Genomic DNA, 20,187 nt, shown 5'->3' on the forward strand with positions numbered 1-20,187 from the left:
CGATCAAATGACCTGGCCGAGAATTCGAACGTATTCCTCCACCATGGCATCCACTGAATAGCGCAGCTTCAGGCCCTTGGCGTTTTGTCGCAGTTCGTCGCTCAGTCGTTGGTTCGTCAGGAGCTCGGAGACGGCGGCCGACAGCTTGGTATGATCGGAGGCATCGACGAACAGCGCCGTCGGTTTTCCTTCGAAGGACAACACCTCGCGCAAGACCGGGAGATCGGTGACGACCGAGGGAACGCCGGCGTTTGCGGCCTCCACGGCGGCCAGGCCGAAGGTCTCTGCCTGTGTCGGAAATACGAACACGTCGAGAGCGGCGAGAAACTCCGCCATCTGGCGCGGGGTGATTTCGCCGAGCAGATGCAGCCTGTCCGATACTTTCAGGTCATTTGCCAATTGCCTCAGCCGGGCCTCGTCGGCTCCCTGGCCGGCCAGTGCGAGGTGCCAGGATGGTTGATCCGGCAACAGACGTATCGCCGCATCGAGCCGCTTGTGCGGGTGCAATCTTGCTGCGCAGCCGAGCAGGATGCGATCCGGCAGATTGAATTTCTGTCGCGCGGCTTGCTTCGACAGGGTGAGGGCCTTGTCGTCGAAACCGTGCGGGACATGCACCATGCGCGAGCGGTAGGCCTTCGGGTAGCGCGAATACTCGCGCTGCATGTCCAGCGAGTTGAGCGTGATGCGGTCGAAGAAGCCGAGGCTGCCCATCACGATGTCGGCCGCACGGACCGGCCAGCTCATCGACAGCGCGGATGAAACCTGATTGGCGATGACAGGCGCGCGGCAGACGAGGCGCGCCACGCCGGCGCCGATGACATTGCCGAAGTGCTGAAACGTCAGAACGGCGTCGGGCCTGGTGGCCCTGATATGGCGGCCGAGCGTCCACAGCATTTGCAGCAGCGCCAGCGGATTTCCGGGCCGGCCCGACGCGCAATAGATCGTATCGGGCGGCTCATCGAACGAGTCCGACTTGCGGAAGAAGAACAGATTGGTGACCCGATAGCCGCGGGCGGTCAGCCCGGCGCCTAGCAGGCGCGAGATCTCCTGCGCACCGGCGTTTTCGGCCTGGGTCTGTACGAGAAGCACGTGCAGCTTTCGTCCGCCACCGTTGGGCGGCGGGAGTGCTGTCGCAGTCGTCTCGCCCAACGCCTTGTTTGGCTGGTAATGGAGCACGAATCCCCGACCCGCTGAAGAAACGAAATTATCACCTTCTTAACCCCGTACCTACCATGCGGGCATCGCGTGAACACCGACTAGCAATAAACGGAGTTAATGCGCGCCCGGCCGCAAGGGCATCGTTCGCGAGGGAATTCCGCTGGTTCCCGAACGAAGTGCAGCGAGCGCGTTAACCAATTGGTCATGGTCGCGCCGGGCGCGAGTAACCGCCGATTAACCATAGATATTTACGTTGGAGGAGGCCACTGAACAGTGTTCGCCAGTTGAATCCGAGTAAAATCCATGACGTTCGGTCGCCGCGCAGACCCGACAAGCTCCGGATCGACCGGTGTTGCCGCGTCGTGGCAGACTCAAAATGCGTCGAACGGCGAGTCTCGCGAAACCGCCGCACGCTCTGGCGGTGCGCTCACGGCCGCGGGTGCGCTCTCCTTCATGCGGGACAACGCTCGCCGCATCCTGACGCTCGCGCTCGCGATTTTTGTCCTTGGGGTCGTCGTTCTCCTGGTGATCCCGGTTCGATTTGCAGCGACCGCGCTGGTCGTGGTCGATCCCCGCGAGCAACGCGTGACCTCGGAGCAAGACGTTCTGCCGGGCATAGGGCAGGACAGCGCCGCGCTGCAGGGCCTGGTCGAAGTGGCGAAGTCCGACGGCTTTCTCAAGCCGCTGATCGAGCAGCTCAAGATTCGGGATGACGAAGACATTTCCGGGGGACACACCGACCCCGCGCGCCTGCTCGAGAGGTTCCGCAACCGCCTCGACATTTCCCGTCGCGGGCTGACCTATGTCATCGCCATCCGCTTCACCTCGAGCCGGCCGGAGCGGGCGGCCTACTATGCCAATGCCATCGCCGAGGCGTTCGTCGCCAGCCAGAGCCGCATCCGCACCGATGCGACGGACGAGGCCGCCGACTGGCTCAGTGGCCGGCTCAAGTCATTGAACGAGCGGTTGAAGGCGTCAGAGGACGCCGTGGCCACGTTCAAGCTCGAGCACAGGATCGTCAACGCGGGCAAGGATTCCACCACCCAGCAATTGCGCGTCACCGAACTGTCGCAGCAGGTTGCCGCTGCGCGCGCCCGGACCGAAGAGGCGAAGGCCCGCTACGAGCAGGCACAGCGCGACGTGAAGGCGAATGTCGAGGGCCCCGTCAAGCAGGATCTCCTGAGCGCTCTGCGCGCACAGCGGTCGGCGCTCAATGACCAGATCGCGCAGAAGCGAGCGGTGTTCGGCGATCGCCATCCCGACCTCGTCATGTCGTACAGCCAGTTGACCGATCTCAACAGGCAGATCGAAGTCGAGCGGGCGAAGGGCATCGACACCGCAAAATCGGAATACGAGGCCCAGCGCGAGCAGCAGAAGGCGCTGGAAGGCCAGATGAAGGCGGCGGAATCGCAGCTTCTGGTCGACGGTCAGGCTCTGGTCCGGCTCCAGGAGCTGCAGCGCGACGCCGAGGCCAACAGAAATATCTACGAGCAGTTCCTCTCGCGCTCCAAGACGACGAACGAGCAGCGCCTCTTGCAGAGCTCCCAGACCAAGATTGCGTCGTCCGCCATTCCGCCGCTGCGCTCGACCCTTCCACCGCTGTCCTTGCTGCTCGCAGCTCTCGCGATCGGTTCGCTGCTGACATCGACGGCGGTCGTTGCCGCAACGGGACGCGGATCGGACAAATCCGCTCCTGATATCCGCGAGCCCGAACCGGCTCCGCGCCAGCCCGCGACGTGGTCACGTCCGCCCGTGTGGGCCCGCATTCCCGACCTGACGCCCGGCGAAGTCCCCAGGAACATCTGGCAAGGTCCGGTGTCCGCGACGACCGAGCTCGATCTCAGTCCCCATCTGCGTCCGCTGCTGGAGCGACTGGAGAAGGTGCCGGGACCTCGTGGCAAGGTCGTCCTCGTGATGTCGGTCGGGAAGCGGGCCGGCGGCAACACCGTCGCGCGGTCGCTGAATCGATGGGCGGTGAACACGGGGAAGCTGAGCGTCCTGATCCGGGTCGAGCCGGACCTCGGCGGTGCTGGGGCTGGCCTCGCCAAGGACCAGGCCGACGGCATGACCACCGCGGACTTTCGCAGCGTCGATGAGCTCCTGAGCGCCAGCAAGAGGCCCGAGCCGCTGCCCGCGGACGATATTCGTTCGGAGTTCGATCTGATCGTCGTCCACGCCCCCTCCCTGGCCTTGCAGCCGGAGGCGGCGGCGCTGGCTGCTCACGCCGATCTCGTCATCCTGGTCGCGCGCGAAGACGCTATCGACTCGGCCGCAATGCGCAGGGCAATCGCTGCGCTGTCCCGGTTTGTCGGAGTGCCGACCGGCATCGTCGTCAATCGTGTGCCGGCCGGTCCGTCGGCGTCACGTCGCGGCGAAGTGCTGGGGCTGGCTGGCTGACGCCACCCGGCAACGGAGTGCCGAGCCGTGCAATTGCCTCGGCTGACCGGACGTCTATTCGCCGGAGTCCGCGCCGCGGATCGCGTAGGCGCTACGCTTCGATGCCGAGAAGCGCAAAAGCCCCAGAACCGAAGGATCGACCCCGGTTCGCCGGCGACAGAGGATGTTGAGGGCGATGGTCGCGAGCGCCAGCGACACAGTGGCCGAGATCGCTGCGCCAAGAACGCCGAGCCAGGGAATGAGGACGAGAAATCCGACCAGCCGCAGCGCTACGTTCCCGGCAATCACAGGGACATACTCGCGCTCATAGCCGGTCAGCTGCAATATCGCCGCAGACGGACCGCCCGCCGCCTGGAACGCCGTTCCGATCGCGAGCACGATCAGGACCCAGTGCTGCGCAGCGAAATGCGGCCCGAACAGGTTGAGCAGATGGGGACCTCCAATCCACATCAGGAGAAGTCCGCTGACCACGCACATCGCGGTCACTTCCGCCATAAGCCGCAACGTTCGCTCGAATTCCTGGTGGTTCTTGCTGAAATATAGCGAGGGGAGCCGACGTGCGCCAAAACTGTACAGTGCAGCCGACAGCATGGCGAAGATGTTGGCCAGGCGCGAAGCGGCAAAATAAACTCCGGCGGTTGCCGGGTCCAGCATCCAGTAGACCAGAATGACGTCGAAATACTGGTTCGCGGCTTCGAGGATGGACGCGACCCAGAAATGAAGCGCGCTCGATCTCCAACGCGACGTCTCGGAACGCACCGCCGTACCGCGGAAATCCGGCAGAACTCGCGCGATCGCGATGATCTGCGCGACCAGCCCGACCGACATGGCAATCGTCATCACGGCGATCAATTCGGCAGGATCGAGCTGGCGATGGCCGAACATGATTGCGAGCAGAAACAGCACGACGCTGACGCGCCAGAAGAACTCCCTGTTTCCTTCTCCCATGAGAATGCTGACCAGCGAGCGTGCGATCTGGCTGCCGAGCATCAGTCCCGCATTCACGGCCGTGTAGGCCGACACCGCGAGAACCAGCAGCCACGAGGCGCCTCTGATGTTCGCGCCGATCGCGATTGCGCCGATCGCAATCAGCATCGCGACGGAGGAAATCTTGAGGCTCGATAGCAGCACGCCCTTCGTGAGATCGTGCTGATGTCCCACCCGATACTCGTTCAGAAATCGCACCAGCAGCGATTCCTGGCCCACCAGTCCGACGACCGCCGCCATCTGGGCCACCGAAAGCCAGGTCGCAAAGATGCCGAATCCATCGGGCGACATCGTTCGTGCCGCCAGCGAGAACAACGCAAACGCAAGCGCGCCGCTACCAACCTTGAGGAGGATGGTTCCGGCAACACCGCGCGTCACGTCGCGCCGCATGAATTGGATGATGGATTCGATCATGGAAATTTAAGGGGCAACTCCCCCTGAAGGGACATTTTCCGATAGCGGCGACAGCCTAGCATGTCGGAAAACCGCGAGTGTTAATGGGCGGCTCCATGATCGTGCCGGCCACGACGACGTCGCGGCCATGCCTGTTGCTTCACTATGGAACATCGCTGACCCCATTGTCCCAGATAGAGCAGAGAGCAGCCCGATCGCGTGGCGGCATAGCGCCGCATCGACGGCCAATGAGGCGAGATGAGGCGCTTGAATGCGGACCGGCCGGGCATCCCGAGCAAGGCGTGTGCCGGATATCGTCAAGCCGGGCAGGTCTCCGCTGCATTAACCGAGATATCGAGAAATGATCGCGTTTGGTCCTGCGATGCGACATCAGGCGAGAGAATTGCACGTGCAACCATCGTTGACCGTGGGAGCCTGGACCATGACGGCGGATAGCAACGTGACCGAGCCGATTGCCGCAGCCGGCACTTCGACGATTGTTGCGGACATCGCCATCGTCGGCGGCGGCCTTGCGGGATCGCTCGCGGCGGCGGTGCTTGCGCGGGCAGGGCATCGTGTTGCTCTCGTCGACAAGCGCGCGGTCTATCCGGACGAGTTCCGGGTCGAGAAGATCGGCGGCCATCAGCTGGAGATGTTGTGCAAGCTGGGCTTCCTCAATGCGCTCGACGACGTGGCCTGCCGATATGATCAGGTGCTCAATATCAGGGAAGGCAAGGTGGTCGATGTCAGCGTCGGCCGGGCTTACGGACTTGCCTATGCCGATCTCGTCGCCATGGCGCGCAGCCAACTGCCTGGTCCGTCCAGCCTGATCGTCGACGAGGTCACTGCCGTCACCTGTAGCGACGATGTCCAGCATATCGAGCTCGCGTCCGGACGGCGCGTAACTGCACGCCTCGTCGTTCTGGCCACGGGCATGGCGGGCGTTCTCGGCTACAAGCTCGGCATCAAGCGGCGCGTGCTGGCCGAGCGCCATTCGGTTTCGTTCGGCTTCACGATCGCCCGCTGGGACGATGCGCCGTTCGATTTCGAGGCGCTGACCTGTTACGGCGAGCGCACGGCGGACGGCATCGATTACCTCAGCCTGTTTCCCGTGCGTGCCGGCATGCGGGCGAACCTCTTCATGTTCCGCGACCCGACCGATCCGATCATGCGCGAGCTGCGCCGCGAACCGGAAGCGACAGTTTTGCGCCTGCTGCCGGGATTGCGGCCTTACCTCGGCGATTTCCACGTGACCGACCGGGTGCAGAATTGGGTGATGGACCTGTCCGTCGTGGAAGGACATCTCCAGCCCGGCGTCGTGCTCATCGGCGATGCGTTCCAGACCAATTGTCCGGCCGCCGGCACCGGCGTTGCCCGCCTGCTGGTCGACGTCGAGCGCCTTTGCACCGAATATGCGCCGCGTTGGCTCGTGAGCGAGGGCATGAGCCAGGAGAAGATCTCGGAATTCTATTCCGATCCCGACAAGGTCGCGGCGGACCAGCAGTCACTGAAGATGGCGCGCTTCCGGCAGGCCCTGACGTCCCGCAACGATATCGGCTGGGACGTGCGGCGGCGGCTGCACTTCCTGCGCCGCAGTATCACCCACCGCGTCGATCAAATGCGGCCGGGCTGGCTCGCGCATGTTCGAAGCGCGCTGCGCGCCTGAGAGCCGCACCTGGCCGGCGCCTCGTGCCGGTCAGCGCGTGGGCGTCGAGGTGCGGGTCGGCAGGAGCCTGAACTCCGACATTCGCTTGGCAGCCAGTTTGAGCCAGGGGGCCTGTTTCAGCGCGAACAAGGAAATGGCGCCGGTGGTGCTGCCGGCCTGCGTCACCGCCCACATCGGCGAAGGCTGCGCGCCGAACAGTTTCTTGTAGGGCTCGTCACCGATGGTGAAATCGAGCATCTGATCCCCGCGCTCGATGCAATCCCGCGCCACCTGCTCGAACATCAGCGCGCCGAGGGACTGGCTCTTGTATCCGGCAATGTCGAAGGCGCTCATGATGACGAGGAAGCTGCCTTGATGGCAGAGACCGAGCACGGCGGCGATCACGTCGCCGTCCATCTTCATGGCATAGAGCCGGACAAAGGAGCCAAGACCGCGGTGCGCCACGTCGGAATAGAAGCCGTAATATTCGGGGCGCTGGAGCAGATCTCCGTCGCCTTGCGCCTGAAAGCGCGGACCGCGAAATTTCCGCATCACGTCCAGCGCGTCGAGGACGGAGGCGCTGTCGCTGCAGCATGAAAAACTCAGGTCGCCCTTCTTCTGGAGCTGGCGGGATTTTTTTGCGAGCTCTTTCTGGTAGGAACGGTCCATCGCACTGGCGCGCCATTGCTCGAACGGCGCGACGAGAACGGTCGCGTAGGCATTGGAGTCCATCGCCACGCGGCGCGGCGTAGCCAGGAGGTTCTCGATCGGAAGCCGTCCGTCCGGCAGCTTGGTCACTCGGAGCAGATCGAACGGGCGGACGAGGCACCGAATCTCCGCGCACGCGCTCTCGTCCTTGAGCAGCTCGGAAAATACCTGCGGGCTGCACACCGGCGCCAGATAATCGGAAACGCGGAGGTCGGCGAACTCGACGGTCCGTATCGGACCGCGCCGGAGCCGCAGCAAGGGCAGCACCATCGCAAGGGTGCCCGTCGCGCGGCGGCGGACGACGACGACCAGGGGAGTTGCGCCTGCATGAGACGCGAGCCTGCCGTAGAGGCTATCCAGCCAGAGCGGATGCTGGAACGCGGTGGCGGCCGAGTTGTCGAACAGCTCCGCGTAGTCCGGCGACAGGAAGTCGAATCCCTGCTCGATGGCGATGTCGAACGTGTTGCTAGCTCTGTTCATGCACAACCAGGGAAACCGGATAGCTCGGGACGGTGGATCGAGCCGGACCTGCGCTTTATAGCAGGGTCGTTACGGGCGAGACACCGGCGGCGTGTGATTTGCATTAATGCCTCGAGCAAGGCCCATATCGTTACCAAACCGTTAAATTTCGCGCCCGAGCGGCTCGCGGCGGTAGAGATCGACCTTCGCTAGCAAATTATTAACCGCGCTTAAGGAAGGTCATCTCATGGCCAGTCTGCAGACCGAGGTGGATTCCGGGGCACCCGGGAGCGCGATCTGGACGACGCGCAGCGTTGGCGTTGAGAAGATTGCCAGGGCCGCGATCAGCTGTTCGATCACCATCAACGTGGTCGCTTCGATGGGCATCTTCAACGCCGCGCTACTGCCGGCGGAACTCAGCTTTCTGCAACAGGCCGTCGCGCTTCTGATGTGGGCTGTGCTCATCTACGCAAGTGCATTCGTGCAGCCGCGCCTGCGGTTACAGGTCAATCTCGATCTGGTGGCGCTGATCGCGTTCTACGCCTTCGCAATTGTCTCGGTGTTCTGGTCCAGCCTGAGCGTCGCCGCGATCATGAAGAGTGCGGCGCTTGCGATGACGACGTTCGGCGCATTTTGCCTCGTCACGCGCGTCGACCTGGACGAGATCGTGAGAGCCACGGCCCTTGGGCTCTTCATATTGGTCGCCGCGTCGGCTGTCTGCGCGGTTGCGGTACCCGACATCGGGATCGACCACAGCTGGATGCACAACGGTCAATGGCAGGGCGTCTACGAATCGAAGCAGACGCTCGGCTTCGTCGGCGCGTATCTGATGTTCCTGGCCTGCTATCGAAAGATGACGGGGCAGGGGTGGCTGGCCTTCCTCGTCGTATTCCTGCTGGCGTCGACCTGCGTGCTCGCGTCGGAATCGCGCGGCGCCGGCGCTGTCGCGCTGGCCGCCTGCGCCATGCTCGTGACCTCGATGTGGTCGATCGGCTGCATGAGGCTCTATGCGCTCCTGCCGTTCATCATGTGCATTCTGGCCGGCCTTCTGATCCTGTATTTTTATGCGACGGGATATGACGCCATCCATATCGGCGACGCGAGTATCGATTTCACCGAACGGACCTTCATCTGGCACTACGCCATAAGCCATTTCAACGATGCGCCGCTGCTCGGCTTCGGCATCAACGGCTTCTGGACGATCCCGTCGATCTACGATTATTTCGAGCAGAACCACGGCTGGGTCCTCGACAATTATCACAGCGGCTACATCGCGATCCTGATGGAAACCGGATTTCTGGGGTACACGCTCTTTGCCGCGAGCGTCTTCCTGTTCTCGCACAAGATCCTCCATCTGATTTCCGCTCGCACGATCGACCGGTCGCATTGTGCCCTCATCATCGGATTTGTCGTCCTCAGCTTTCAGACCAATTTTACCGAGACGACATTCCTTCGCTCGACGATGTTCACATCGGTGCTGCTGGTAGGGCTTTTCTTCGCGACGTGCAGACCGGTGCGACCGACGGAATTCCAGTCTTTGCGATTGGAAGCAGCATGACCGCCATGCGCGCTCGTTGGCCGAGACGCTTCAATCTTGCGGCGGCGGCGGTTTTCCTTACATCGCTGTTCTCCCACGCCCGCGCGGCCGAGCAGGCCGCCTCCCGTGACACGCCAAAACTGGGTCACGGTATCAACATTCTCGGCTACGATGGAATCTGGGAAGGCGGCCAGAACGCGCCGTTTCGCCTGGACAATTTGACCACGATCAAGAAGGCAGGGTTCGCGCACGTCAGGATCAATTTCTTCGGCTTCAAGTTCATGGGCCCGGGGAATGTCCTGGACGAGATCGTCCTGCGGCGGCTCGACGCCGTCATCGAGGACGTTCTGGCGAGGAAACTCGTTCCGATCGTCGACGAGCACGATACCCACCTTTGCCAGCGCGACGTTTCCGAATGCGCCGAGAAGCTCAAGGCGTTCTGGCGGCAGATCGCCGAGCGTTATGCCGGCAAATATCCGGCGCTCGTCTTCGAGGTGTTGAACGAGCCTGGTGGAGAAATGACGTCCGCCAGCTGGAATTCGCTGCTCAATGAATGTCTCGGCATCATCCGCCGCACCAATCCCGAACGGCCGGTCATCGCCGCCGTTCTCAACACCGATGAGATCCCTGTCGACGAGCTGGCTCTGCCGGCCGACGACAGGCACCTCATCGTCACGTTTCACTATTACGCGCCGATACGGTTCACCCATCAGGGCGCGCCGTGGTCTCCAACGTTCTCGCGGATCGGGCCCCTGGACTGGGGCAGCCCGGACGACGAAGCGAAGGCTGCCGCCGATTTCAAGAAGATGAGCGCCTGGGCGGAGAAAGAGAAGCGCCCGGTTTATCTCGGCGAGTTCGGAGTGTACGAGCGCGCGCCAACCGACGCTCGCCAGCGATATTTGTCGTTCGTGGCGAGAAGCGCCGACAGACTTGGCTGGGCATGGGCCTACTGGCAGTTCGATCACGACTTCGCAGCCTTCGACAGCGCCCGTCAGGCCTGGAAGCCGGACATCCTGCGCGCCCTGATGCCGACGACGCGTTGACGCCGCGCCCTCGGGCCCGCTCGCGTCGCGGAAGGAGTGTCGGGCCGGGACCCGTCGGGCAAAACACCCGTCATCCCGTCAACCCCTCTCGGCAAAAATATTCCACTTTACCGAAATTCGGAAATGGCGTATGTGTCGCCCATCCCGGCTCACCCAAGAGGGGCGATCATGTGTCGTCACTGTCGCGAGCCGGGCTTGCGGTGGACGCGATAGCGTTCGGGCGCGACAAGTTAAGGGCAGGGCGGATTGCTCTCCGTGAGCCCGAAACTTCGTGCCGACGAGCGGCGCTGTCAGGTTCGTCTCGCCAGCATTCTTCCGGCAACGTCGACAACGCCAGAGGATAATGCTGCGAACAAGCGAGCCGTGCGTACGGCAAAACCGTGTGGTCCTGGCCGTCGTTGCTACGGTCAAGCCTTGGCGGATGCGGCACTTGCGTCAACCGGCGCGATGTCGGCGACTTTCGCTGGGGCGAGGGAGGCCAGAACGAACTCGGCTCCCGGGAGAGCACGGCATAAGCCGTCCAACCACTGCGCAGGGAAGGCCGTGTGTTAGGCTACACCTGTATGCTGCTGTGCGGTTTTCTCTGCGCTACATTCGCGCAGCGGACCGCGGGTGCCAGCCGGCACCCGGCCTTCCCTGCGCCCTCTTGGACAAGAGGGTTGGAGCGACGAAGCAAAACTCGGGCGAACGCGCCGCGAGGATGAAAAGGTGTGTCTGGAAGGCGTAGGATGGGTAGAGCACTTGCGAAACCCATCGGCCATTTACGCGAAGAGAGGTGATGGGTTTCGCTTCGCTCTACCCATCCTACGAGTGCACGTAAGATGCCTGTTGGACAATGACGCTTTGAGAGAGTGTGCGCCACACTTCGCTCTCGTGCCCCGGACGCGGCGCAGCGCCCTTGCGGTGCGCTGCAGAGCCGGGACACGAGAGGCCCCGAGCCCGCGTCATAATGTCTGCAACAACTTGTCGGCGGCTCTGATGTCCGCTGTCTCCGAGCCCTCGGCAAAGCCTTCGTATGCAGATTGAAGCCACCGTTTCGCTTCCTCGCGCCGGCCGCGTTCGGCAAGCAACCCGGCGAGATCGATCGCGGTCCGCAGCTCCCAGGCTTTTGCGCCTTTGCGGCGGCTCAAATCCAGGGATTGCATGAAGCGGGTTTCTGCTTGATCAGCCGCGGGCTGCGGCCTCGCGAGGAGAACCCTGCCCTTCATGCGCAGCAGCTCGGGCATGTACAGATGATCGCCGCCTTGCTCGACGAGGCGGATCGCGTCGTCGATCAGGCACGCACTCCGCTCGATCTGCCCAAGCGCCATCAAGCCCTGAACTAGTGCGATGTTGAACGTCGTGGTGAGCAGCTCGTAGCCGGCCTCGTGGAGCTCACGCAGACACGCCCCGATCGTCTCGACGCCATCGGCGGCATGGCCGCGCCGGATCGCCAGTTCGCCTTTGACGCCGCGGCCGACCGCCAGATAAGGGCCCATGGAGCGCGACTCGGCATGGGCGATGAAGCGGTCGATGTTCTCCTCTGCGCCATCGAGGTCTCCGCTCCAGAGATCGATCGAGACCGCCCAGATCAACGCAATGCAGAGCGTGATCGGATGGTCCATCTGCGCGGCCTCGATCACCGTCTGCCGGGCCAGTTGCAGCGCATCCGCGGGGCGGCCCTGCAACCAAAACTCGCGCGCGAGCGAGATGCCGGCCCGGTTGCGGTGATCGAAGCCGTAGACCGTGCTGATCCGTTCCGTGCCCGGCCCGTGCCATGCGGCCTCCAGCATCGTCAACGCGTCGCGATGCTCGCCGGCAAGATGCAAGGAGACACCGAGGAGCGAATGGGCGAGGGCGAGGGAGGCGGCATCGCCGAGTGTTCCGGCGACCGTGAGGCTCTGCTGCGCATAGCCGAGCGCGGCGTCGAACTGTCCCATCCGCTCGTGGAAGATATGCATGCGGCCGAGCAGCTGGAGCTGGTTCGGCGCGTCGCCGCGCGCCTCGGCGATCGCAAGGCTCCGGCTCAAGGCGGCACGCGCCGCTTCGCTGCCGCCGCGCGTGAACATCAAGGTCAGTCCGAGCGCGGCCTGGAGGTGCATTTCCTCGGCGCCGCCGCGCGAGGACGGATCGATCGCAAGCAGCGCGCGTTCAGACCAGCGCCGGCACTCGACCAGCAGCGACATCGCGAGAAAAATTGGCGCTGCAGCTGCGGCCAGTGCAATGCCGATGTTGGCTTCGCCGTCCGTGCCAAAACACCAGTCCAGTGCGGCGCGCACGTTGTGAAGCGCGGAGAAGTGGATCGCGCGCTCGTCGGCGCTCGGCACCGTGGCCCATGTCGTGCCGGCCTGCTGCAGCCATCGCCGGTAATAGGTCGCGTGGCGGGCGGCGAGCGCCGCGTCGTTGGGCTCGATCTCGAGCAGATAGGCGCGCGTCGTGTCGAGCAGACGGTAGCGCATCATGGCGCCGATCGGCCGCGCCGCGACCATCGACTTGGCCACCAGGCCGTCGATGGCGTCGAACAGGCGGGAGCGGTCGACGCGTTCGTCCGGCACGATCTCGAGTGCGGCGTCGATGGTGAAGTGACCGGCGAAGACCGCGAGCCTGCGCAGCACGAGACGCTCGATGTCGGACAGGAGCCCGTAGCTCCAGGCCAGCGTCGCCTGCAACGTCTTCTGTCGCGGCGGCGCCGTGCGCTGGCCCTGCCAGAGCAAATTGAGGCGCTCGTCGAGCAATGCAGCGGTTTGCTCCAGGCCGTAGGCTTCGACCCGGCCGGCGGCGAGTTCGATCGCCAGTGCCATGCCGTCGAGCTTGCGGCAGATGCCGGCGACGATTGCGGCATTGGCGTCGTCGAGCGCGATCTGTGCGCCGCCGGCCGCCGCACGTTCGAGGAAGAGTTGAAGCGCGGGATAAGTCTGCGCCGCGGCTGCCGTCAGCCCGGGATTGTCGGGCGGAACCGCGAGCGGCGCCAACCGATAGACCTGCTCGCCCTCGACCCGCAGGGCTTCGCGGCTCGTTGCCAGGATATGGACATGCGGTGCGGCGTGGAAGATCTCGGCGGCCAGCGGCGCTGCGGCTGCGATGACGTGTTCGCAATTGTCGAGGATCAGCAGCATCCGCTTGTCCCGGAGATGCGCGAGCAGCGCGGGCAGGGGATCGTCGGTTTGCGCCGGCAAGCCCAGCATCAGCAGGATCGAGGTGATCACGAGATCGGGATCGCTCAGCGCGGCAAGATCGACGAAATGTGCGGCGTCGGAGAATGTCTCGAGCAGGTCGTGAGCGATGGCGACCGCAACGGCGGTCTTGCCGACACCGCCTGGGCCGGCGATCGTGACGAAGCGCGAGCCGATGAGCCTGTCGGAGACGGCGGCGACCGTATCGTCGCGCCCGACCATCCGTTGCAGCCGGTTCGGCAGTTTGACGGGCGGCAATTCCGTTCGCGGCGCGGTGCGCCGCTCTGCCGGGATCTTCACCTGCGAGATCGGCGCCACGAAGCAATAGCCGCGGCCGGAGAGTGTGGTGATGTAGCGGGCGCCGTCCTTGCCGTCGCCCAGGACTTTGCGGAGCGCTGCGACGTGAAAGCGCAGATTGGTGTCTTCGACTGTGACGCCGGGCCACACCAGGGCCATCAGATCAAACTTGCTGACGACCTGGTTCGGCCGCGACATCAGCGCGAGCAGCGTGTCGAAAGCCTTTGCACCGAGCGACAGCGCGACGCCATCGCGCGTCACGAGTCTTTCATTTGGCGTCACGGTGAATGGCCCAAACGAGAGAGTTCCCGTTGCAGTGCCGGCCGGCTCGGTCATGGCGGAATCCTGATCCTTTCGAAAGGACCGGATAGCCAGATGATCGCGATCCGGCAAGGTCGTCCCCTGCGTCGCGATCAGACCGCGGATGCAGGCCTTGTGAGGCGCGCGAGCCGAGACCTCACAACTTCTCACAAGTCCAAACGGGTGTCTCGCGGCAGCCGCTGCTAGTCAGTTGCGAGACGGCAAGGAGACCTTCATGACCGAAGCGGCAAAATTGCTCTACACGGCCCGGACCCGCACCAGCGGCGGGCGACAGGACGGCATATCGCGCAGTTCCGACGGCCGCCTGGATGTCAAGCTGTCGCCGCCGGGCGGCACCGGCATCGGCACCAATCCCGAGCAATTGTTCGCGGCCGGCTGGTCGGCCTGCTTCGAAGGCGCGATGGAGATCGCGGCCCGCAAGCGGAAGATCGAGCTCCCCAGGAAATGCGCGATCGATGCGGAGATCGACCTCGTGCTCGCCGAGGGCGCCTATTCGCTCAGGGCACGCCTCGATGTCAGCCTGCCCGGCCTCGATCGCGAGATCGCGCGCGGCCTCATCGATGAGGCGCACCAGACTTGCCCCTATTCCAAAGCCGTCCGCGGCAACATCGACGTCACGGTCGCGCTGATCTGACGCACCACCTCCAACCATCAACAAGGAAGCAGCACCATGAAACAGATCATCGACCAGCACCGGCGACAGTTTTTCGGCGTCGCCGCGGGAACTGTCGCCGTCGGCCTTGGCGTGATCGGCCTCGCCCGCGCCGAATCGGAAGCGCCGCGCTCCTCGGCGACGAATGCGTCGTTCGGCGCGATCAAGCAGATCGAGGCCGGCGTGCTCAACGTCGGCTACGCGGAGGCGGGTCCCGCGAACGGCCCCGTCGCGATCCTGCTGCACGGCTGGCCCTACGACATTCACGCCTTCGTCGATGTCGCCCCGATCCTGGCAAAGGCCGGCTATCGCGTCATCATCCCTTATCTGCGCGGCTACGGCTCGACCCACTTCCTCTCCGCCGAGACGCCGCGCAACGGCGAGCCGGCGGCAATGGCCGCCGACATCATCGCGCTGATGGACAAGCTCGACATCAAGAAGGCGGTCGTCGCCGGTTTCGATTGGGGCGCGCGCACCGCCGACATCATCGCCGCGCTGTGGCCGGAGCGCTGCCGCGCGCTGGTGTCGGTCAGCGGCTATCTGATCTCCAGCCAGGCCGCGGGCAACGCGCCGCTGCCGCCGTCGGCCGAGTTGCAATGGTGGTACCAGTTCTATTTCGCGACCGAGCGCGGCCGCGTCGGATACGAGAAGTACACGCATGATTTCGCCAAGCTGATTTGGAAGCTCGCTTCGCCGCAGTGGAAGTTCGACGACGCCACCTTCGCCCGCAGCGCGGCGGCGCTGGACAACAAGGATCACGTCGCGATCACGATCCACAATTACCGTTGGCGGCTCGGGCTTGCCCAGGGTGAAGCGAAGTACGAGCATCTCGAAAAGAAGCTCGCCGCGGCTCCGGTCATCGACGTGCCGACGATCACGATGGAAGGCGACGCCAATGGCGCGCCGCATCCCGATCCAAGCGCCTATGCCAAGAAGTTCTCGGGCCGCTACGACTATCGCCTGATCACCGGCGGTATGGGCCACAATCTGCCTCAGGAAGCACCGCAAGCCTTTGCCAAGGCCGTCATCGACGTCGACGGCGGCGCCTGAGGAGTTTGGCAGCACCTCGGTCCGGCCCGGCTGGACCGAGGATCATTCGTTGATCCCAGCCTGATGAAGAATGATGACGCCGACTGAAACTGAAAAGAAAAGATTCTCGTTCTCCATGGTGATCGTGCTTGCCGCGATTCTCCTCGTGGTTCTCCTGACATGCGTGCCGTATCTCGTCACCATCGCATTGGCCGAAGGCCCGACGACAGCGGATGCCTCGCCGATCTTCGGCGTCACTGTCCCGGAGGGCTACAAGCAGTGGGAGCTGATTGCGCCGGCCGAGGAGGCGGCTCCCTTGGACGAGCTGCGTGCCGTGGTCGGCAACAGGACCGCGATCGATGCTTACCAAGGCGGCAAGCTTCCGTTCCCGGACGGGACAATTCTGGTCAAGCGCGCCTGGAAGCGGAAACAGTCGCCTGAATTCTCGTCCGCGACGATTCCCGGTGAGCCCACCACCGTCCAGGTGATGGTCAAGGATTCCAGAAAATATGCCGCCACCGGCGGCTGGGGATTTGGCCGCTTCGTCAACGGCAAGCCGGTCGACGAGGCCCAGCACCGCACCTGCTTCGCCTGCCACGAAGCCCGCGCGAAGAGTCGCGACTACGTGTTTACGAGGCTTGCGCCCTGAGTGCGGAGGTTCACTCCGCCGCCACCAGCTGCTGCGTGCGCCACTGGCCGAGCAGGGCGCGGAGCGAAGCCGGCTTGACCGGCTTGTTGAGCACCGCGACCTTTTCATCCCGGGCAGCCATTTGCACGGCGGGACTGCGGTCGGCGGTGATCAGGATCGCGGGGATGCCGTCACCGAAGCGGCGGCGGATGTCGCGGATCGCGGCGATGCCGTTGCCGCGGTCGAGATGGTAGTCGACCAGCAGGCCGGTCACGCGTCCGCCGGCAGTTTCGATCGCGGCGATCGCGCCCTCGGGGTCGGCGACCGCGATCACCTCGGCGTCCCAGGCCTTCAGCAGCGTGCGCATGCCGTCGAGGATCGCGGCGTCGTTCTCGATGCAGACGATCAGGGCGCCCGAGATCGGCGTGCGCGCGAGCGGCGTCGCGCTGGTCACGGCCGCGGTGTGGGTGATCGCCTTCGCCGTCGGCACCGTCACGGAAAACACCGAGCCGCCGCCGGCATTGCTGTCGATGGCGATGCCATGATTGAGCACGCGGGCGAGACGCTCGACGATCGAGAGGCCGAGGCCGAGGCCACGTGCGATCCGCGCGCCCTGCTCGAGGCGGTGGAATTCCTTGAAGATCTCGCCGCGCTTGACCAGCGGGATGCCGACGCCGGTGTCGTAGACGCAGATCTTGAGCGAAGGGCCCTGGCGGCGGCAACCGACCAGCACGCGCCCGCGCGGGGTATATTTGATCGCGTTGGAGATCAGGTTCTGGAGCAGCCGCCGCAGCAGGAGACGATCCGACTCGACGGGCAGCGAGCACGGCACGAAGACGAGCTCCAGATTCTTGGCGCGTGCGACCGGCGCGAACTCGATCTCCAGCGAGCGCATCAGATCGGCCATCTTGAAGCTCGAGATCGAGGTCGTCATCGCGCCGGCGTCGAGCCTGGAGATGTCGAGCAACGCGCCGAGGATCTCCTCGATCGCCTGGAGCGATTCGTCGATATTCTCGACCAGCCGCGTCTCCTCGCCGCTGTGCTGGCGCTCGACCAGGCTCGTGACGTAGAGCCGCGCCGCGTTCAGCGGCTGGAGAATGTCGTGGCTGGCGGCGGCGAGAAAGCGCGTCTTGGAGATGCTGGCGTCTTCGGCCGCGCTCTTGGCCAGCGCCAGCTCGGAATTCAGCCGGGTCAGCTCCTCGGTGCGGTCGCGCACCCGCTTCTCCAGCGTCGCATTGGCGCGCTCCAGCGCTTCGGCCGCCTCGAACGTGGGCGTGACGTCGGTGAAGGTGATGACGAAGCCACCGCCGGGCATGCGGTTGGTCAAAATCTCGATCACCATGTGGCGGTCGGGCAGGCGCTCGAGATAAGGCTCGCCGTCGGTGGTGTAAGCCGCGAGCCGGCGCTCCAGCATGGCTTCGCGCTCGACCGGGTCGGTCGGCTCGCTCACGCCCATGAATTCCAGGATCTCACGCAACGGCGTGCCGAACTGGATGAAATGGGGGGGAACGTTGAGGAGATCGCCGAACTGCCGGTTGGAGCAGATCAGCTGCAGATCGGCATCGAACACCGCGATGCCCTGGCGCACATGGTTGAGCGCGGTCTGGAGAATCTCGCGGTTGAAATGAAGCGCCGCATGGGAATCGTCGAGCAGCTTGAGCGCGGCCTTCGCCGACACCGTCCGTTTGCGCAGCAGCAGCGACATCACGAGACGCGAGGAGGCGGCACCGATCGAGGAGGCGATCAGGTGCTCGGCGTGCTGCAGCAGCTCGAAATCGGCGGGTGCCCCGGACTCCAGCCGCACATTGCGCCGCGCGGAGAATGCCTCGAACGAATGCCGCGCGCGGTCGGGGCCGAGATATTGCGCCACCGTGGTCTGGATGTCCTGCACCGTGACGGTGGTGCGCCAGCGGCGGAAGCTCGGGGAGATCGGCGCGAGCGTGTTGGGGACGAACAGATCGGCCTGCACCAGCTCGATCGAAGACGGCCGGCGCGCCAGCGACAGCAGCACATAGGTGAGGATGTTGAGCGACAGCGACCAGACGACGCCGTGCATCAGCGGCGGCAGGTCGGCGCCGAACAGCGCCTGCGGCCGCAGGGCCTCGATTCCGAACGGGCCGTGCTGGAGCAGCAGGATGCCCGCCGTCGAGGAATCCATGAAGCTCGGGATGAACAGCGTGTAGAGCCACACCGCGAAGCCGACCAGCATACCGCCGATCGCGCCGCGCGCGGTCGCGCGCCGCCACAGCAGCCCGCCGAAGAAGCTTGGTGCAAGCTGGGCGATGGCGGCAAAAGAGAGCAGGCCGATCGCCGCGAGCTGGGTGTTGCCGAGCGCGCGGTAGTAGAAATAGGCCATCACCATGATGGCGAAGATCGCGAGCCGGCGCGAGCGCAACAGGAAGTCGCTGAAATCGGCGCCGCCGGTGCGCCCCTCGGGCCGCCGTTGCAGCACCAGGGGCACCACGAGATCGTTCGAGACCATGATGGAGAGCGCGACGCATTCGACGATCACCATCGCGGTCGCCGCCGACAGGCCGCCGACGAAGACGGCGACGCTGAGCAGATCCGCACCGCCCTCCATCGGCAGCGCCAGCACGTACATATCCGGATCGGCGGCGCCGAACGGGAAGCTGACGAGGCCGGCGAGCGCGATCGGGATCACGAACAGATTGATGGCGACGAGGTAGAGCGGGAACAGCCAGCGCGCCCGGCCGACCTCGGCGTCCGAGGAATTCTCCACCACGCTGACGTGGAACTGGCGCGGCAGCAGCATGATCGCGCACAGCGACAGCAGCGTCATGGTCAGGAAGTTGCCGATCGAGGGCGAATAGTTGATGACGCGCACTGCCTCCGGTGTCTTCATCGCGCGCTCGATCAGCTCGTGCGGCGAGAACATCCAGAACGTGACGAAGATGCCCGCGGTGAGGAAGGCGACGAGCTTGATGATGGATTCGGTTGCGACCGCCAGCATCAGGCCGTGCTGATGCTCGGTGGCGTCCGTCTGCCGCGTGCCGAACAGCACCGCGAAGGCCGCCATCGCCAGCGTCACCATCAGCGCCATGTCGCCGACGATCGGGATGTGGGAGAAGGCCTGGTCTTCGCTCAGGATGGTTTCGAGCGAGGAGGCGACCGCCTTGAGCTGGAGCGCGATGTAGGGCACCGAGCCGATGATCGCGATCAGCGCGACGGTTGCCGCCACCGCCTGGCTCTTGCCGTAGCGCGCGCCGATGAAGTCGGCGATCGAGGTGATGTTGTGGGCTTTCGCGAGCTGGATCACGCGGCGGAGTACGCCGGCTCCGAGCCCGATCATCAGGATCGGGCCGACATAGATCGCGAGGAAGTCGGTGGAGGTGCGGGTGGCGAAGCCGACCGAGCCGAAGAAGGTCCAGGAGGTGCAGTAGATCGCCAGCGACAGCGGATAGATCAGTCCCGAGGCGCGGCCGCGCCCAGCCGGCGAGCGGCGGTCGCCATGGCTCGCCACCAGGAACAGAAAGCCGATATAGCCGAAGGCGGCGGCGATCACGCCCCAATCGTGCAGCATGGCGAGCGTGCTTCTCCCTGGGCGCGCTGGCAGCGCCCGATCTCATTTTCCCTGTAAATCTAGCGCGTTGGACGGTCGCAGGCGACACCGAAATGCCGTGCGGGTGCGGGAACTGGGGTTGTCGTTAAACGGTGAGACCAACGTCGTCCTGGCGAAAGCCAGGACCCATAACCACAGGACACGGTTATGGGCACCCCAATGGCCCCAGCGGGCCGCAACAATTCACAGTCGGGGTAATGG

Annotated in this window: 12 protein-coding genes; 7 read left to right on the forward strand and 5 right to left on the reverse strand. The window is 64.5% G+C overall.

Annotated elements, in window-relative coordinates; genetic code table 11:
* Positions 1–3: 3 nt before the first annotated feature.
* Positions 4–1,176, reverse strand: coding sequence for a glycosyltransferase family 4 protein (locus JQ591_RS01910; protein WP_211394363.1), 1,173 nt, complete (start codon positions 1,174–1,176; stop codon positions 4–6).
* Between the two features lie 285 nt (positions 1,177–1,461).
* On the opposite strand from JQ591_RS01910, the gene JQ591_RS01915 reads away from it, so the two are divergent.
* Positions 1,462–3,555: a GumC family protein gene (locus JQ591_RS01915; RefSeq protein WP_211394364.1), complete on the forward strand. Its 2,094-nt coding sequence runs from the start codon at positions 1,462–1,464 to the stop codon at positions 3,553–3,555.
* 54 nt (positions 3,556–3,609) lie between these two features.
* Here the strand turns inward: JQ591_RS01915 and JQ591_RS01920 are convergent, their stop codons facing one another.
* On the reverse strand, positions 3,610–4,956 hold the full coding sequence (locus JQ591_RS01920) for a lipopolysaccharide biosynthesis protein (protein WP_211394365.1): 1,347 nt from the start codon (positions 4,954–4,956) through the stop codon (positions 3,610–3,612).
* 421 nt (positions 4,957–5,377) lie between these two features.
* Between JQ591_RS01920 and JQ591_RS01925 the strand changes: the two genes are divergently transcribed.
* A complete protein-coding gene (locus tag JQ591_RS01925; RefSeq protein ID WP_211394366.1) occupies positions 5,378–6,601 on the forward strand; it encodes an FAD-dependent oxidoreductase in 1,224 nt (407 codons plus the stop codon).
* Positions 6,602–6,631: 30 nt separating this feature from the next.
* On the opposite strand, the gene JQ591_RS01930 is transcribed toward JQ591_RS01925, so the two are convergent.
* On the reverse strand, positions 6,632–7,768 hold the full coding sequence (locus JQ591_RS01930; protein WP_211394367.1) for a GNAT family N-acetyltransferase: 1,137 nt from the start codon (positions 7,766–7,768) through the stop codon (positions 6,632–6,634).
* A 226-nt stretch (positions 7,769–7,994) separates the two neighbouring features.
* Between JQ591_RS01930 and JQ591_RS01935 the strand changes: the two genes are divergently transcribed.
* Both JQ591_RS01935 and JQ591_RS01940 read left to right on the forward strand, forming a co-directional pair.
* Positions 7,995–9,305 (forward strand): O-antigen ligase family protein, encoded by a 1,311-nt coding sequence (locus tag JQ591_RS01935; RefSeq protein ID WP_211394368.1) that lies wholly within the window; start codon positions 7,995–7,997, stop codon positions 9,303–9,305.
* The gene (locus tag JQ591_RS01940; protein ID WP_211394369.1) at positions 9,302–10,327 is read left to right on the forward strand and encodes a glycoside hydrolase family 5 protein; all 1,026 of its coding nucleotides are present in this window, start codon (positions 9,302–9,304) and stop codon (positions 10,325–10,327) included. The genes JQ591_RS01935 and JQ591_RS01940 overlap by 4 nt, the downstream gene beginning before the upstream one ends.
* Before the next feature lie 944 nt (positions 10,328–11,271).
* Here JQ591_RS01940 and JQ591_RS01945 read toward each other — a convergent pair.
* Complete coding sequence (locus tag JQ591_RS01945) at positions 11,272–14,112, reverse strand: ATP-binding protein (RefSeq protein WP_211394370.1); 2,841 nt, start codon at positions 14,110–14,112, stop codon at positions 11,272–11,274.
* Between the two features lie 199 nt (positions 14,113–14,311).
* Here JQ591_RS01945 and JQ591_RS01950 point away from each other — a divergent pair, with 199 nt between their 5' ends.
* The 3 genes from JQ591_RS01950 to JQ591_RS01960 all read left to right on the forward strand — a co-directional run bounded on the left by JQ591_RS01950 (position 14,312) and on the right by JQ591_RS01960 (position 16,427).
* Positions 14,312–14,731: an organic hydroperoxide resistance protein gene (locus JQ591_RS01950; RefSeq protein WP_211394371.1), complete on the forward strand. Its 420-nt coding sequence runs from the start codon at positions 14,312–14,314 to the stop codon at positions 14,729–14,731.
* A gap of 36 nt (positions 14,732–14,767) precedes the next feature.
* Positions 14,768–15,799: an alpha/beta fold hydrolase gene (locus tag JQ591_RS01955; RefSeq protein ID WP_211394372.1), complete on the forward strand. Its 1,032-nt coding sequence runs from the start codon at positions 14,768–14,770 to the stop codon at positions 15,797–15,799.
* Positions 15,800–15,872: 73 nt separating this feature from the next.
* Positions 15,873–16,427 (forward strand): cytochrome P460 family protein, encoded by a 555-nt coding sequence (locus tag JQ591_RS01960; protein WP_211394795.1) that lies wholly within the window; start codon positions 15,873–15,875, stop codon positions 16,425–16,427.
* Positions 16,428–16,437: 10 nt separating this feature from the next.
* Here JQ591_RS01960 and JQ591_RS01965 read toward each other — a convergent pair whose 3' ends face one another.
* Positions 16,438–19,947: a PAS domain-containing hybrid sensor histidine kinase/response regulator gene (locus JQ591_RS01965; RefSeq protein ID WP_211394373.1), complete on the reverse strand. Its 3,510-nt coding sequence runs from the start codon at positions 19,945–19,947 to the stop codon at positions 16,438–16,440.
* Between the last annotated feature and the right edge of the window lie 240 nt (positions 19,948–20,187).

The sequence above is a fragment of the Bradyrhizobium canariense genome (assembly GCF_018130465.1).
In the GTDB taxonomy this organism is placed as follows: domain Bacteria; phylum Pseudomonadota; class Alphaproteobacteria; order Rhizobiales; family Xanthobacteraceae; genus Bradyrhizobium; species Bradyrhizobium canariense_C.

Excerpts from the sequence above, each read along its gene's own strand:
- JQ591_RS01930 (WP_211394367.1), bottom strand. The coding sequence starts at position 7,768 with ATGAACAGAGCTAGCAACACGTTCGACATCGCCATCGAGCAGGGATTC.
- JQ591_RS01935 (WP_211394368.1), top strand. The coding sequence starts at position 7,995 with ATGGCCAGTCTGCAGACCGAGGTGGATTCCGGGGCACCCGGGAGCGCG.
- JQ591_RS01925 (WP_211394366.1), top strand. The coding sequence starts at position 5,378 with ATGACGGCGGATAGCAACGTGACCGAGCCGATTGCCGCAGCCGGCACT.
- JQ591_RS01920 (WP_211394365.1), bottom strand. The coding sequence starts at position 4,956 with ATGATCGAATCCATCATCCAATTCATGCGGCGCGACGTGACGCGCGGT.
- JQ591_RS01955 (WP_211394372.1), top strand. The coding sequence starts at position 14,768 with ATGAAACAGATCATCGACCAGCACCGGCGACAGTTTTTCGGCGTCGCC.
- JQ591_RS01915 (WP_211394364.1), top strand. The coding sequence starts at position 1,462 with ATGACGTTCGGTCGCCGCGCAGACCCGACAAGCTCCGGATCGACCGGT.
- JQ591_RS01945 (WP_211394370.1), bottom strand. The coding sequence starts at position 14,112 with ATGACCGAGCCGGCCGGCACTGCAACGGGAACTCTCTCGTTTGGGCCA.
- JQ591_RS01940 (WP_211394369.1), top strand. The coding sequence starts at position 9,302 with ATGACCGCCATGCGCGCTCGTTGGCCGAGACGCTTCAATCTTGCGGCG.
- JQ591_RS01960 (WP_211394795.1), top strand. The coding sequence starts at position 15,873 with ATGACGCCGACTGAAACTGAAAAGAAAAGATTCTCGTTCTCCATGGTG.
- JQ591_RS01950 (WP_211394371.1), top strand. The coding sequence starts at position 14,312 with ATGACCGAAGCGGCAAAATTGCTCTACACGGCCCGGACCCGCACCAGC.
- JQ591_RS01965 (WP_211394373.1), bottom strand. The coding sequence starts at position 19,947 with ATGCTGCACGATTGGGGCGTGATCGCCGCCGCCTTCGGCTATATCGGC.